Genomic DNA, 14,190 nt, shown 5'->3' on the forward strand with positions numbered 1-14,190 from the left:
GACGGTTTGGGGGCCATCAGGAAATGGGAGACCCCTTGCCAGTGCATAAGGCCGTTGTGTCAGCGTCAGTCGGCTTGCATGCCCGTCCTGCCGCGATGTTCGTCAGGGCTGTGACCGAAACGGGACTTCCTGTCACCATCCGCAAGGCCGGCATCCAGGGTGTCGACGCCCGCTCCCTGCTGGAAGTCATGACTGCCGATTTCCCCTTCGGCTGCGAAGTAGAGCTTTCAGTCCTCGAGGGGGCCCTCAGCGGCTCTGTCAGTCACCGCGACGCCGAGGTGGTCCTGCGGATGCTGGGAGAGCTCCTGGAGTCTCAGGGGGCCAGCTAGCCTCTCCCAGGGCGCACTGCCCCACGGCTCCCCGCGCGAAATCGTACGGACAAGAACGACGTCGGGCCCCACCAGGAGGTGGGGCCCGACGTCGTAATATGCAAAATCTCTGCTGAAGCTCAGCGGCTTCTAGTGGGCGTGGTCCCCACGGCTGTACTCGAAGACCCAACCCACGAGGGCTACGACTGCGAGGCCGGCTGCGATGAACAGGATCCACCAACCCACTGCAAGGCCCAGGAATCCGCCCGCACAGGCGAGGCCCAGAACCAGCGGCCACCAGCTCCAGGGGCTGAAGTGCCCCTGTTCACCGGCGCCCTCATGGATCTCGGCATCGTTGCGGTCCTCAGGACGCATCCCGATGCGCTTGCCGGTGAAGCCGAGGTAGCCGCCGATCATTCCGGAGAGTCCGCCCACGAGGAGGATCCCGAGGGTTCCGACCCATTCACTCCAGTTGGTCAGGAAACCGTAGACCAGGGAAACCGGTACGAAGAAGAAAACTCCGGCTCCAAATATCCATGATTCGATTTTCACTTGGCGGTGTCCTTCTGGTCGGCGTTACCGAGCACCGCTGCTGCGGCTGCAGGCGATTCAACGGTATGTACCTGCGAAAGCTCCGGGTGGTGGAGGTCCAGGGCGGGACGCTCTGAACGGATCCGGGGCAGCGAGGTGAAGTTGTGGCGCGGCGGCGGGCAGGAGGTAGCCCACTCGAGCGAGGCTCCGAAGCCCCAGGGATCGTCCACTTCGACGCGCTCGGAGCTGCGCCAGGTGATGTAGACGTTCCAGAAGAAGGGAATCAGGGATGCGCCGAGCACAAACGAGGAAATGGTGGAGAACTGGTTCATCCACGTGAAGTTGTCCTCCACCAAGTAGTCCGCGTAGCGGCGGGGCATGCCTTCAACGCCCAGCCAGTGCTGGATTAGGAAGGTGCCGTGGAAGCCAAGGAACAACAGCCAGAAGTGGATCTTTCCGAGGCGTTCGTTGAGCATCTTGCCGGTCCACTTGGGCCACCAGAAGTAGAAGCCTGCGAACATCGCGAACACCACAGTGCCAAACACCACGTAGTGGAAGTGCGCCACCACAAAGTATGAATCGGAGACGTGGAAGTCCAGCGGCGGCGAAGCCAGGATGATGCCGGTCAGGCCGCCGAAGAGGAACGTGATGAGGAAGCCGAGGCTCCACAGCATGGGTGTCTCGAACGTCAACGAGCCTCGCCACATGGTGCCGATCCAGTTGAAGAACTTCACCCCGGTCGGGACAGCGATGAGCATGGTCATGAAGGCGAAGAACGGCAGCAGGACAGAGCCCGTGACGTACATGTGGTGGGCCCACACGGTGACGGAAAGGGCTGCAATGGCAATGGTGGCGTAGACAAGGCCCTTGTAACCGAAGATCGGCTTGCGGCTGAAGACCGGGAAGATCTCCGAGACGATGCCGAAGAACGGCAGCGCGATGATGTACACCTCGGGGTGGCCGAAGAACCAGAACAGGTGCTGCCAGAGTACGGCGCCGCCGTTTTCCGGATCGAAGATGTGGGCACCGAAGCGGCGGTCGGCGCCGAGCGCGAACAGTGCCGCAGCCAGCGGCGGGAAGGCCATCAGCACGAGGATGGACGTCACCAAGGCGTTCCAGGTGAAGATGGGCATCCGCCACATGGTCATGCCCGGGGCGCGCATGCAGATGATGGTGGTGATGAAGTTGACCGCGCCAAGGATGGTGCCGAAGCCGGACAGCGCCAGGCCGAAGACCCACAGGTCACCGCCGATGCCAGGGCTGAACGTCGTGTTGGACAGCGGCGCGTAGGCGAACCAGCCGAACGAGGCCGCGCCCTGGGGGGTGATGAAGCCGGACACCGCGGTGGTGGAGCCGAAGAGGAAGAACCAGAAGGCCAGTGCGTTCAGCCGAGGGAAGGCGACGTCGGGGGCGCCGATCTGCAGTGGCATGATGACGTTGGTGAAGCCGGCGAAAAGCGGCGTCGCGAACATCAGCAGCATTACCGTGCCGTGCATCGTGAACAGCTGGTTGTACTGCTCTTTGGTCTGCAGGATCTGCATGCCGGGTTCGAACAGTTCGGCGCGGATCAGCAGTGCCATGACGCCACCGAGGCAGAAGAACACAAAGGATGCGATCAGGTACATGTACCCGATGGTCTTGTGGTCGGTGGAAGTGATCCAGTTGACGACGATGCGTCCCTTGGACTTAGGAACTACGGGAGCCTCAAGGGTTCCGGCAGGTGCGGTTTGGGTGTAAGTAGCCACGTCGCTCCCCTTACTTTATTTCGTTCAGGTTCGGGTTGCGGTCGTACTCTTCGCCGATGAGCCCCGTGTTGCCATCTGCCTTGAGCTTGTCCATGTGAGCCTGGAATTCGGCTTCGGAGACAACCTTGACGCGGAACAGCATTTCGGAGTGGTACTCACCGCAGAGTTCGGCGCACTTGCCGTCGTATGTTCCCTCTTTAGTGGGGGTGAACCTGATGTAGTTGGTCTTGCCGGGGATCATGTCGCGCTTCTGCAGGAAGGCGGGGACCCAGAACGAGTGGATGACATCGCGGGAGTTCAGTTCGAGGTCAACTGACTTTCCAACCGGCAGGTAGAGCGTCGGAAGCGCTTCCTTGTCGATGGTGTTACCCGTCAGGTGTGCCTGGACTCCTGCTTCGTGGACATCCTCAGTAACGACCTCGCCGGACTTGTAGTTGAAGTCCCAGGCCCACTGCTTGCCACGGACGTCAACTACGACGTCGGCGGGCTTGGAGCGGTCATCGATGGCCTGCTGGTCGCGGTCGGTGAAGTAGAAGAACACCAGGACCATGAATAGCGGGATGGTCAGGTAAAAGACCTCCAGCGGGAGATTAAAGCTGGTCTGCCGCGGGAAACCCGTGGTTCCCTTGCGGCGGCGGTAGGCGACAAGGCACCAAACGATCAAACCCCACGTGATGATGCCCACAACCAGGGCTGCAATCCATGAGTTGACCCAGAGGTCCATGATCCGGTCAGTGTGATTGGTGGTGCCACGCTCAGTGGGCAGCCACCCCTTCTCTACCTCTGGCGAACATCCAGTCAAAACCAACGCGCCGGCAACTGCCAAGCCTGAGATCGTAGTGATCGTTTTGCGTCGGCTGCCGGTTCGGTTCTGCGAACTCACAGACGGCCCTTCCTACTTGTTGCTGTTGCCCGGCCACCCAAGGGGCCTTCCGGGCACACTAAAAGTTTTACTACTCGGTGTAGAGCTTACCGCTCTGCCGGGCGTTTCGCCCACATGTCGGCGCCGTGCCTCCGTGCCGTTTTTGGCGGGCGGAAAGCAGGCGCCGGCATCGGGCGAAAGAACCGGGTCAGTGGAACGAATCACCACAGGCGCAGGAGCCACCGGCATTGGGGTTGTCGATGGTGAAGCCCTGCTTGGAGATAGTGTCCTCGAAGTCGATGCTGGCACCGCTGAGGTACGGCACGCTCATTTTGTCCACCACAACTTCGACGCCGTCGTAGTCACGGACGGCATCTCCTTCGAGGAGGCGCTCGTCGAAGTACAGCTGGTAGATGAGGCCGGAGCAGCCGCCAGGCTGCACGGCAACGCGGAGGCGGAGATCGGTCCGGCCTTCCTGTTCCAGGAGGCTGCGGACCTTGCCTGCTGCGACGTCGGTCAGTTTGACCTCGTGTGCGGCCAGTTCATCGCTGGCAGCGCTGGCGGTGTCGGTGATGTTCTCGTTGGTTGCGGTGCTCATTTGGCCTACCTTAGGACGGTCCTGGCGGCCCCGCGTCAGCGGTGCCTGCCCCTACGGATACGGTACGGGCTATAGCTACATGCTACTTCGGTCAGCCGTGTAGCTCTAACTTCTGACGTAACCAAGCTGGTCCAATGATTGTTCCCAACGGTGGAGGAATGCAGGCATTCGCGAAGCATCGCAGTCAGGACAGGCCCTCGGAGTTGAGCCGGGCGAGAAGCAGCGCTTCGGCGATCACAGCGTTCCTGAAATCACCGATGTGGAGGGACTCGTTGGCACTGTGGGCACGGGAATCGGGATCCTCAACACCGGTCACGAGGATCTGGACGTCCGGATATATGTCCATCAGGTCTGCGATAAAGGGAATCGACCCGCCGATCCCCATCTCCACCGCCGGAACACCCCAAGCCTCGCCAAGCGCCCACATTGCGAACTTCGCGGCGGTGGAAGTTGTATCGGCGAGGAACGAATTCCCGCTCTCCCCCGGGGTGAACACCACCTTCGCGCCAAAAGGTGCGTTGGCCTCGACATGCCGTTGCACGGCATCCATGGCTGCCGCTGGAACTTGGCCCGGTGCCAGGCGCAGGCTGAACTTGGCACGCGCCCGCGGCAGGAGCGTATTTGATGCCACGTCCACGGCGGGTGCATCGAAGCCGATGATGGACAGCGCAGGTTTAGTCCACAGCCGGGCGGCAATGCTGCCCGTGCCGGCGAGCCGGACGCCGTCCAGGACAGAGGAATCGGCCCGGTACTCCGCTTCGGTGAGCTCCACGCTGACGTACTCATTCGACACCAAGCCTTCGATGGCCACATTGCCCTCTGCGTCGTGCAGGGTGGCAATCAATCGGGACAGCAGGGTTGGCGCGTCCAGTACGGGTCCACCGAACATGCCCGAGTGGACAGCATGGTCCAGTACCTGAACTTCAATGGTTCCGTCCACAAGGCCGCGCAGGCTGGTGGTCAGGGCGGGAATGCCCACCTTCCAGTTGCTGGAATCGGCCACCACGATCACATCGGCCCTCAGCAGTTCCCGGTGCGATTCCAGGAAGGAACGGAAGGTGGGAGAACCAGCTTCCTCCTCCCCTTCGAAAAAGAACGTCACGCCAAGGCCGAATTCCGTGCCCAGAACCTCGGTTGCTGCAGCATAGGCGGCCACATGGGCCATGATCCCGGCCTTGTCGTCAGCAGCGCCGCGTCCGTACAGCCTGCCGTCCCGTTCGACGGCGGTGAAAGGCTCTGTTTCCCACAGCGCCGGGTCCCCGGGCGGTTGGACGTCGTGGTGGGCGTACAGCAGGATGGTCGGCTTCCCAGTTGCCGCCTGGCGGCGTGCGACGACGGCAGGGCCGCCGGGGGTGCCGTCGTCCTTATTACTGCGCAGGACCTGGACATCCTCGACTCCGGCGGCACGCAACAGTTCCGCTACACCCTGCGCGCTGGCCTCCAAGGGAGCAGGATCGAAACTCGGCCAGGCGATGCCGGGAATGGCCACAAGTTCCTTGAGCCGGTCGAGGGTGGTGTCGAAGGAACCTGCGACGGACAGCCGGAGTCGGTCCGCGTCGATGGCCAGTGCAGGGTGACCGGAGCCGGGGGTGCTGGCGTCGGACGGATTGGCTGCTGGAGTGTGGGTCATGGCGAACACAATACCCGCGCCGAATCTCCTTGGGCCGCAAGGTATTCTGTTCACGTGTTCGGACGTAAAAAGGAAGCGCCAACGGCGCAGCAATCAATAGACCAGCAGGCCGCTGAAGCGGCAGCCCGGCAGGATGCCGCGTTGGGCAAGGGTGCGCCCACGCCCAAGCGCAGAGCGCAGGAAGCGGCCCGGAAGCGGCCCCTGGTGCCGGAGGACCGCAAGGCGTCAAAGGCGGCGGAGCGCCAGGCCATCCAGGACCAGCGGACCAAAATGCGCCAGGCCCTCGATACAGGTGATGAGAAGTTCCTGCCCTTGCGCGACAAGGGTCCACAGAAGCGTTATGCCCGTGATTACGTGGATGCGCGCTTCAGCCTGGGCGAATACCTGATGTTCGGCGCCCTCGTATTCGTTATCATTTCCCTGATCGTGCCGGCTTCCAGTGGGCAGATGGTTTATGTCCTGGGCGGTTTCTGGGTGATGTTCCTGGCCGTCTTTGTGGATGTGTTTATTCTGTCCCGGCAGCTCCGCAAGAAGCTCACCGGGAAGTTCGGCGAGCTTGAGCGTGGCACCGTCTGGTACGGCTCCATGCGTTCCCTGCAGTTCCGCAAACTGCGCCTGCCCAAGCCGCTCGTGAAGCGCGGGCAATACCCGTCCTGATAGGCGCGCCGGACCAAGCGCCGGCAGCGCATGCTTAGACAACAAAACCCCGGCGGTCCGACCGCCGGGGTTTTGTTGTGTTAGTCAGCCATTGCGTCGGGCTTTGGCCAGGTCGCGGTTGATCCGTACCGCCCAGAACGGCCCCTCGTACAGGAAGGCCGTGTAACCCTGGACCAGCGTGGCCCCGGCATCCAACCGGTCCTGGACGTCTTTCGCCGTCTCGACGCCGCCGACGGCCACCAACGTGATCGCACCCCCGGTGGCCTCCTTGAGCCGGCGAAGGACTTCCAATGAACGCTGCTTCAGCGGTGCCCCGGACAGGCCCCCGGCACCGCATTCGTCCACTTTCGCAGCCGGCGACGCCAGCCCCTCACGCCCGATCGTGGTATTCGTGGCGATAATGCCGTCCAGCTTAAGGTCCAGGGCCAGCCTGGCGACGTCGTCGATGTCCTCATCTCTGAGGTCCGGTGCGATCTTCACGAGCAGCGGGACGTGCCGGCCGGCAGCCTTGTCCGCCTCTGCCCCTACCGCGGTCAGCAGCGGGCGGAGCGTCTGGACATCCTGCAGGAGGCGCAGCCCGGGCGTGTTGGGTGAGCTGACATTAACCACCAGGTAGTCCGCGGCGGGCGCCAGGCTCCGGGCGCTGATGAGGTAATCGGCCACGGCGTCGTCGAGTTCCACCACCTTGCTCTTGCCGATGTTCACCCCGATCACGGGGCGGACGTTGGGGTGCCTGCGCTGCAGGGCGGCCCGTGCCGCCTTGAGGCGCGGTTCGACGGCGGCCGCGCCATCGTTGTTGAACCCCATCCGGTTAATGACAGCCCGGTCCTCGATCAGCCTGAACAGGCGCGGCTTCTCGTTGCCTGGCTGTGCCTGCCCGGTGATGGTCCCTACTTCGACATGGCCAAAGCCAAGTTCGGTGAGGGCCTCGATGCCGAACCCCTCCTTGTCGAATCCGGCCGCAAGGCCGAACGGGGACGGGAAGGTCAGCCCAAAGGCAGAAGTCTGCAATGAGGCTGCCGGCGCCGTGAACCGCTGCAGCAGCCGTCCTGCGCCGGAAGTATGGGCGAGCTTGATCCCCTTGAATCCGATCTTGTGGGCGCGTTCCGCGTCCATCCACGAAAAGGCCAGCCTGAAGAATGTCGGATATACGCGCATGGCTCTAGTTTTCCGTCTCGGACGGTCCAGACCAAACCGGGCCGCCGCAGACGCCACCCCGGCTAGCATAAAGCCATGAGGTGGCAGCCAGATATCCTCGGTGCCGGCTTTGAAGCCTGCACCTTCGAGGCCGCGGGCGACGACGGCGTCCAGCGCACCGCCACGCTGGTGCGCTTCCGTCCGGCGAGGGAATTGGCGGCCACCGGACGGCGGCGGACAGTGCTGTTCCTCCATGGCTGGAGCGATTACTTCTTCAATGTGGATCTCGCACAGTTCTGGACGGGCCGGGGTTATGAGTTTTACGCCCTGGACATGCACAACCATGGCCGCAGCCTGCGCCCGGAAACGCCTGGCGGCTACGTGGCGAACCTGGCGGATTATGACGCCGAGATCGAGGCGGCCATATCCATCCTTCGGGCCGACACGCACTCCCCGGAAGGGGGAGCCGAGGTCTCACTCACGCTGATGGGCCATTCCACCGGCGGCCTGGTGGCCGCCCTCTGGGTCAGCAACCACCCCGGAGCTGCCTCGCAGCTGGTATTGAACAGTCCCTGGCTGGAGATGCACGGCAGCTCGCTGGTGCGCCGTGCTGCCTCCACGATGGTGGGACCCGTGGCGCGTTTCCGGCCGGAGGCGGTCCTGCGCCTGCCTGAGCGGGGGTTCTATTGGCGGACCATCAGCAGTTCAGCCGAGGGCGAGTGGCCGCTTGACGACAAGTTCCGGCCGCCCATGGCATTTCCGCTCCGCGTGGGCTGGCTCAGTGCCATCCTGGCTGGCCACACCAAGGTGGCTCGTGGCCTGGGCATCGACATACCCATCCTGGTGCTGCTGTCCCGGGGCAGCGCCACAGGGCCGTTCTGGTCCGAGGAAATGCGGCGAACCGACGCCGTACTGGACGTCAACATCATCGCCCTCCGCGCCCTGACGCTGGGGCGCAGCGTCACGGTCGAACGGATCGACGGCGCGCTCCACGACGTCTTCCTCTCCCCTGCCAAAGTGCGGGCCGACGCCTATGCGCGGCTCGCCCGCTGGCTCCGGGGATACGGTACGGCTGAACCGGGCGCGGCGTCGACGGCGCCGCCGTAGCGCCGGTCCCGCTGGGCGTAGATTTCGACGGCGTCCCACAGGGTCCGTCGGTCGACGTCGGGCCAGAGCGTGTCCATAAAGACGAACTCAGCGTACGCCGACTGCCACAACAGGAAATTTGAGAGCCGCTGCTCCCCCGAGCTCCGCAGGAACAGGTCCACATCCGGCAGGTCCGGTTCGTCCAGGAACTTCTGGATGGTTTTCTCGGTGATGGCGCCGGGCTTGAGCCGGCCTGCGGCTACCTCGGCGGCAATAGCCGATACGGCGTCCGTGATTTCCGCCCGGCCGCCGTAATTAACACACATGGTCAACGTGCAGGTGCTGTTGCCCGCGGTGAATTCCTCAGCCTCTTCAAGTTCGCGGATCACCGAGCCCCACAGCCTGGGACGCCGGCCTGACCACCGCACACGGACACCCCACTCGTCCAGCTGGTTTCGCTGCCTTCGTAGCACGTCCTTGTTAAAACCCATGAGAAAGCGGACCTCTTCGGGTGAACGGCGCCAGTTTTCGGTGGAAAACGCATAGACGCTCACGTATTCGATGCCCAGTTCGATTGCGCCCGCCATCACGTCCAGCAGGGCGGGTTCGCCGGCTTTGTGACCCTCGATCCGCGGCAGGCCCCGCTGGTTGGCCCAACGGCCGTTACCGTCCATCACAACAGCGACATGGCGGGGGACGAATTCAGCGGGGATCGCCGGGGCAACCGCGCCGGACGGGTGGGGATACGGTGCCACCACAGGGGTGGTCCGCTGCCGCGAAGGACTCTTCTTTTTTCCCAAGGCCACTGTCAGCCACGCTCCACATGTTTGAGGGATTTCAGGACACGTTCAAGGTGCCATTGCAGGTATACGGCCACCAGCCCCGCAGCTTCCCGGCGGTGCGGCACCTGCGAACCGTCCGCCGTCGTCCAGTCCCCGGTCAGCAGGGCGCCCAGCAGAACGACGGTCTCCGCCGCCGGCGCCGGCGAACCGGGTGGTCTGCAGTCAGCGCAGACCATGCCGCCGAGCGGTGCCGAAAACGCCGTATGGGGGCCGGGCCGGCCGCAGCGGGCGCAGTCGGTAAAACTCGGCGCCCAGCCGCCGGTGGCGAGGGCCCGCAGGAGATACGAATCGAGGATGAGTCCGGGCGCGTGTTCGGCCCGACTCAGCGAGCCCAGCGCCCCCACCAGCAGGTTGTACTGGGCGGTGCCGGCTTCGCCATCGACGTCGGTCAGTTTTTCCGCAGTTTCGGTCATGGCCGCGGCAACGGTGTAGCGGCCATAGTCTGCGGCGATGTTGCTCCCGTAGGCGCCCTTGGCAACAGCCTGGGTGACAATGTCTAGCGACTTTCCGGAGACCAACTGCAGGTCCGCAACCATAAACGGCTCCAGCCGCGCTCCAAACTTGCTGCTGGTCCGCCGCACTCCCTTGGCGACGGCGCGGATCTGGCCGTGGTGCTTGGTCAGCAGTGTGATGATGCGGTCGGCCTCGCCCAGCTTGTGGGTACGGAGCACCACGGCGTCATCCCGGTAGGACCGGGCAGCAAAGGATTGTTGGGCCACGGTTAATCTTCGCACTGAGTTCCGGAAAGCCGGCAATGCCGGTGCGTTGCGCGCCGGGAGCCCCGGCGCGCGACGTATTCCGAATCAGGCGCGGGAATCCCGGATGGCACGGTTGACTGCGGAAATGACGGCCTTGAGGGAGGACATGCTGGTGTTGGCATCAATGCCGACGCCCCACAGGACCCGCTCTCCTACGGCACACTCGACGTAGGCTGCGGCCATGGCGCTGCCGCCTTCCGAAAGAGCATGCTCGCTGTAGTCCAGCACCCGGACATCCATGCCGTCCTCGCGCAAGATGCTCAACAGCGCGGCGATGGGTCCGTTTCCGGTGCCCGTGCGACGGACCTGGACACCGTCAACGGTGAGCGAGGCGTGCAGGGTCATACCGCCGTCGTCATCAGTTTCAGTGCTGACGGAACCAAGTGAGTAGCGGCCCCACTGGTCGTCGGCCTGGCTGGAGGGCAGATACTCGTCCTGGAAGTGCTGCCACAACTGGGCACCGCTGACCTCGCCGCCCACGGTATCGGTCTTCTTCTGGATCACACCGGAGAATTCCATCTGGGCGCGGCGCGGCAGGTCCAGGCTGTGCTCGTTCTTGAGCAGGTAGGCCACGCCGCCCTTACCGGACTGCGAGTTGACGCGGATGACGGCTTCGTAGCTGCGGCCCAGGTCCTTGGGGTCAACGGGCAGGTACGGGACCTGCCAGGTGAAGTCCGCAACGTCTTTGCCGGCGGCGGCAGCATCCTTCTCGAGGGCCTCGAAGCCCTTCTTGATGGCGTCCTGGTGCGAGCCTGAGAAAGCGGTGAACACGAGGTCGCCGCCGTAGGGGGAACGCTCGGCCACCGGCAACTGGTTGCAGTACTCCACGGTGCGCCGGATCTCGTCGATGTCGGAGAAATCGATCATGGGATCGATGCCCTGGACGAACATGTTCAGGCCCAGGGTGACGAGGTCCACGTTGCCGGTCCGCTCGCCGTTGCCGAACAGGCAGCCCTCAATCCGGTCCGCGCCGGCCAGGTACCCCAGCTCGGCGGCGGCCACGCCGGTGCCCCGGTCATTGTGCGGGTGCAGGGACAGGATGATGCCTTCACGCGGGTGCAGGTTCCGGCTCATCCACTCAATGGAATCGGCGTAAACGTTCGGAGTGGCCATTTCCACCGTGGCGGGCAGGTTGATGATGACCTGGCTGTCGGCGGATGCTTCGAAGACGTCGGCGATGGCGTTGCAGACCCGGACGGCATAGTCCAGTTCGGTGCCGGTGAACGACTCCGGGGAGTATTCATAGGTGATGTGCGTGTCAACGAGGGTTTCCTCGTACTTCTTGCACAGCCGGGCGCCCTGGAGCGCTATGTCCAGGATGCCGTCCTGGTCCTGGTTGAACACCACACGGCGCTGCAGGACGGACGTTGAGTTGTACAGGTGAACAATCGCCTGCTTTGCGCCGACCAGGGACTCATACGTCCGCTCGATCAGGTGCTCACGGGCCTGAGTGAGGACCTGGATGGTGACGTCGTCCGGGATGTGGTTACCGACGATGAGCTGGCGGACAAAGTCGAAATCGGTCTGCGACGCAGATGGGAAGCCCACTTCAATTTCCTTGTAACCCATGCGGACCAGCAGATCGAACATTTTCATCTTGCGGGCCGGGCTCATCGGGTCGATCAGCGCCTGGTTGCCGTCGCGCAGGTCCACGGCGCACCAGCGCGGGGGCTTGGTGATGACTTTGTCCGGCCACGTGCGGTCAGGCAGTTCAACGGTGATCTGATCCTGGAACGGACGGTAGCGGTGGGCTGGCATTCCGGAGGGCTTCTGTGCGTTTCGCATTACTATCGGGGCCTTTTCTGTGGTTCTTATCTGAAAGGTGGCCGGGCAACACAAACTCCGCGACGAGGATGGGCCTTGCGCTAAATCGCGTCTGAGGCCTCGCCGCGGCAGCTAAGAAGAAGGAGCTCTGCGCGCACCATTTGAGGGTAGCACGCGTGCGTAAGATGAGAGAGCACCACCGTCCTTATCGTCCAACATGCAGACGCCGCACCGGTGCCAGCCCCGGCCGCGGCACGTCACACGAAGGAGCATCTGTGCCCATCTCGGGGATCGATCTGTCCAACATTGACCACACCGTCAGGCCGCAGGATGACCTGTACCAGCACGTGAACGGGTCCTGGCTCAAGGCCACGGAAATTCCGGATGACCGGCCACTCGAGGGAACGTTCACCGCGCTGCGCGACGGAGCGGAGATCGCGGTCCGGGACATCATCGAGGAAGCAGCCGCCAAGGGTGAAGCCGCCAGCGGGATAGAACGGAAGGTGGGCGAGCTTTACAGCAGTTTCATGGACGAAGCCACCGTCGAAGCCAAGGGCATAGAGCCCATCCGCGGGCGGCTTGCCGAGGTATTTGCAACCACCACGGTTGCCGACCTCGTGGCCCTGGCCGGTCGGCTGTTCCGGTCAGACGTTTCCGGGCTTTTCTACATCTACCCGGCTCCGGACGCGGGCAACCCGGACCGCATTCTGCTCTACACCGGCCAGGGTGGCCTGGGGCTGCCGGACGAGTCCTACTACCGGGAAGAAAAGTTCGCCCCCATGGTCAGGGCCTATGGCGAACACGTCCAAACCATGTTCGACCTGGCGGGAGTGGCAGATCCGGAGGCTGCGGCCGCGCGCGTCGTTGCGCTCGAAACCAGCCTGGCTTCCCACCACTGGGACAATGTCACCCTGCGCGACCCGCAGAAGACCTACAACCTCAAGTCCGCTGAGGAAGCAGCCACCCTGTTCCCGCTCCTTAACACCTGGTTTGAAGCTGCCGGGATCGACGCCGACAAACGCAACGAGATCGTGGTGAGCACCCCGGACTTCTTCAGTGGGGCCGCAGGCCTGCTGGAGTCCGAACCGCTCTCCGTGTGGCAGGAATGGCTGGCCCTGCGCGTCGTCAACGGCGCCGCGCCCTACCTGTCCTCCGAGTTCGTGGACGCCAACTTTGCCTTCTACGGAACAACCATCAGCGGCACACCCCGGAACAAGGACCGCTGGAAGCGGGCCGTCGCCGTCGTCGAAGCTGCACTCGGTGAGGCCGTTGGGCAGATTTACGTATCGAAGCACTTCCCCGAAACCCACAAAGCCCGCATGCAGACCCTGGTGGCCAACCTGATCGAGGCCTACCGGCAGTCCATCACCGGCCTTGCCTGGATGGGCGAGGAAACCAAGGCTGAGGCCCTGCGGAAACTCGAGGCATTCCGCGCCAAGATCGGCTACCCCGACAAGTGGATCGATTACTCCGCTGTGGAAATCGACCCTCTGGACCTCCTGGGCAACATTGAGCGGGCCCACAATGCCGACGTCGACCGCCACCTAGATGAGGTGGGCAAACCGGTGGACCTCAACAAGTGGCTCATGACACCGCAGACGGTGAACGCGTATTACCACCCGATGCTCAACGAGATCGTCTTCCCGGCCGCTATCCTGCAGCCACCGTTTTTCACAGCCGACGCCGACGACGCCGTCAACTACGGCGGCATCGGAGCGGTGATCGGCCACGAGATCGGCCACGGTTTTGATGACCAGGGGTCGCAGTTCGACGGCGGCGGCGCCCTGCGGAACTGGTGGACCGAGGATGACCGGACGGCCTTTGAGGAACTCACGGCGAAGCTGGTGGCACAGTACGACGCGTTGTCGCCATACGCCGCGCCGGGGCACAACGTCAACGGCAAGCTAACGCTCGGGGAAAACATCGGCGACCTTGGTGGCCTGACCATCGCTTACAAGGCCTATCTCCTCAGCCTCGACGGCAGGGAACCCGAGGTGCTGGACGGACTGACGGGGCAGCAGCGGTTCTTCGCGTCCTGGGCGGCCGGCTGGCGGCAGGTCATCCGGTCCGAAGAGGCCATCAGGAGGCTCGCCACGGATCCCCACTCCCCCAACGAGTTCAGGACCAACGCCATCGCCAAGAACCTGGACGCCTTCCACGATGCCTTTAGCGTGACCGACCAGGACGGCATGTGGATGCCGCAGGAAGCTCGCGTCAGCATCTGGTAGCCAGACGGTAGTTGAAGAAAAGAGGCGGGGCCGTGTGGCCCCGC

At 63.6% G+C, this 14,190-nt stretch carries 13 protein-coding genes; 4 read left to right on the forward strand and 9 right to left on the reverse strand.

The window, feature by feature from the left end:
- Nucleotides 1-35: 35 nt before the first annotated feature.
- Entirely contained in the window at nt 36-329 is a 294-nt protein-coding gene (locus ACZYZ4_RS03455) for an HPr family phosphocarrier protein (RefSeq protein ID WP_463858225.1), read from the forward strand.
- A gap of 129 nt (nt 330-458) precedes the next feature.
- Here the strand turns inward: ACZYZ4_RS03455 and ACZYZ4_RS03460 are convergent, their stop codons facing one another.
- The 5 genes from ACZYZ4_RS03460 to ACZYZ4_RS03480 all read right to left on the reverse strand — a co-directional run bounded on the left by ACZYZ4_RS03460 (nt 459) and on the right by ACZYZ4_RS03480 (nt 5,674).
- Nucleotides 459-860 carry a cytochrome c oxidase subunit 4 gene (locus ACZYZ4_RS03460; RefSeq protein ID WP_185260590.1) on the reverse strand — a complete coding sequence of 134 codons (402 nt, stop codon included), beginning with the start codon at nt 858-860 and terminating at the stop codon, nt 459-461.
- Entirely contained in the window at nt 857-2,584 is a 1,728-nt protein-coding gene (ctaD, locus tag ACZYZ4_RS03465) for an aa3-type cytochrome oxidase subunit I (protein ID WP_463858227.1), read from the reverse strand. The genes ACZYZ4_RS03460 and ctaD overlap by 4 nt, the downstream gene beginning before the upstream one ends.
- Before the next feature lie 10 nt (nt 2,585-2,594).
- The gene (gene ctaC / locus ACZYZ4_RS03470; protein WP_463858229.1) at nt 2,595-3,467 is read right to left on the reverse strand and encodes an aa3-type cytochrome oxidase subunit II; all 873 of its coding nucleotides are present in this window, start codon (nt 3,465-3,467) and stop codon (nt 2,595-2,597) included.
- 187 nt (nt 3,468-3,654) lie between these two features.
- Complete coding sequence (locus ACZYZ4_RS03475; RefSeq protein ID WP_463858230.1) at nt 3,655-4,044, reverse strand: HesB/IscA family protein; 390 nt, start codon at nt 4,042-4,044, stop codon at nt 3,655-3,657.
- Nucleotides 4,045-4,228: 184 nt separating this feature from the next.
- Nucleotides 4,229-5,674 carry a dipeptidase gene (locus ACZYZ4_RS03480; RefSeq protein ID WP_463858232.1) on the reverse strand — a complete coding sequence of 482 codons (1,446 nt, stop codon included), beginning with the start codon at nt 5,672-5,674 and terminating at the stop codon, nt 4,229-4,231.
- A 54-nt stretch (nt 5,675-5,728) separates the two neighbouring features.
- Between ACZYZ4_RS03480 and ACZYZ4_RS03485 the strand changes: the two genes are divergently transcribed.
- Nucleotides 5,729-6,331 carry a DUF3043 domain-containing protein gene (locus ACZYZ4_RS03485; protein ID WP_463858233.1) on the forward strand — a complete coding sequence of 201 codons (603 nt, stop codon included), beginning with the start codon at nt 5,729-5,731 and terminating at the stop codon, nt 6,329-6,331.
- 84 nt (nt 6,332-6,415) lie between these two features.
- Here the strand turns inward: ACZYZ4_RS03485 and ACZYZ4_RS03490 are convergent, their stop codons facing one another.
- Entirely contained in the window at nt 6,416-7,489 is a 1,074-nt protein-coding gene (locus tag ACZYZ4_RS03490; RefSeq protein ID WP_463858235.1) for a quinone-dependent dihydroorotate dehydrogenase, read from the reverse strand.
- A gap of 75 nt (nt 7,490-7,564) precedes the next feature.
- Here ACZYZ4_RS03490 and ACZYZ4_RS03495 point away from each other — a divergent pair, with 75 nt between their 5' ends.
- The gene (locus tag ACZYZ4_RS03495) at nt 7,565-8,575 is read left to right on the forward strand and encodes an alpha/beta hydrolase (protein WP_463858237.1); all 1,011 of its coding nucleotides are present in this window, start codon (nt 7,565-7,567) and stop codon (nt 8,573-8,575) included.
- Here ACZYZ4_RS03495 and ACZYZ4_RS03500 read toward each other — a convergent pair.
- The 3 genes from ACZYZ4_RS03500 to leuA form a co-directional block, all read right to left on the reverse strand.
- Nucleotides 8,500-9,360, reverse strand: coding sequence for an isoprenyl transferase (locus ACZYZ4_RS03500; RefSeq protein ID WP_463858239.1), 861 nt, complete (start codon nt 9,358-9,360; stop codon nt 8,500-8,502). The genes ACZYZ4_RS03495 and ACZYZ4_RS03500 overlap by 76 nt on opposite strands.
- 2 nt (nt 9,361-9,362) lie before the next feature.
- Nucleotides 9,363-10,115 carry a DNA repair protein RecO gene (recO, locus tag ACZYZ4_RS03505; protein WP_463858241.1) on the reverse strand — a complete coding sequence of 251 codons (753 nt, stop codon included), beginning with the start codon at nt 10,113-10,115 and terminating at the stop codon, nt 9,363-9,365.
- A gap of 84 nt (nt 10,116-10,199) precedes the next feature.
- On the reverse strand, nt 10,200-11,939 hold the full coding sequence (leuA, locus tag ACZYZ4_RS03510) for a 2-isopropylmalate synthase (RefSeq protein ID WP_463858242.1): 1,740 nt from the start codon (nt 11,937-11,939) through the stop codon (nt 10,200-10,202).
- Nucleotides 11,940-12,193: 254 nt separating this feature from the next.
- Between leuA and ACZYZ4_RS03515 the strand changes: the two genes are divergently transcribed.
- Entirely contained in the window at nt 12,194-14,146 is a 1,953-nt protein-coding gene (locus ACZYZ4_RS03515) for a M13 family metallopeptidase (protein WP_463858243.1), read from the forward strand.
- Nucleotides 14,147-14,190 lie beyond the last annotated feature (44 nt).

Source organism: Pseudarthrobacter adonitolis (assembly GCF_055412845.1).